The following is a 510-nucleotide window of genomic DNA, read 5'->3' on the forward strand; positions in this document are numbered from 1 at the left end:
CCGCCGCCCCGGCGACGACAACACGATGGTCGCGGTCGACAAACCCTGCGCCCTGGGCCGGTTCGCCCCCGACGAGGTCGGGCTGGCGCTGCGCCAGTCCCGGATGACAGCCAAGGCGAAACTGGGACGCGCGGTGCAACTGGCCCACGTACTACCCGAAACGCTGAAGGTGTGGAAAGCCGGTCGCCTCGACGAACGCCGCGTCGCCGCCATCTGCGACGCCGCGCACTACCTGCCCGAGGCCACAGCCCGCGCCGTGCAACAACGAGTCCTGCCACGGGCACCTGAGCAAACCCTGGCCCAGGTCAAAGCCGCAGTGAAACGGGCGGTGCAGCACGTCGACCCCGAAGGCAGCCACGCACGCCACCGCGCCGCGCACCGCGAACGCCGCGTGGTACTCAAACCCGAAGAAGAAGGCATGGCCTCGCTGTGGACCTCGATGTCGGCCACCGACGCCCAAGCCTGCTTCGGCGCATTGACCCTGCTGGCCAAAGGCCTGGGCCGCCACGA

General features: G+C 69.8%; 1 protein-coding gene. It reads left to right on the top strand.

Going from position 1 to position 510, the window contains the following annotated elements; genetic code table 11:
* Positions 1 to 25 precede the first annotated feature (25 nt).
* The coding region (locus tag CFP66_RS46910) for a DUF222 domain-containing protein (RefSeq protein ID WP_143517648.1) at positions 26 to 510 on the top strand (485 nt) is incomplete at its 3' end.

Origin of the sequence: Pseudonocardia sp. MH-G8, assembly GCF_002262885.1 — a bacterium.
In the GTDB taxonomy this organism is placed as follows: Bacteria; Actinomycetota; Actinomycetes; order Mycobacteriales; family Pseudonocardiaceae; genus Pseudonocardia.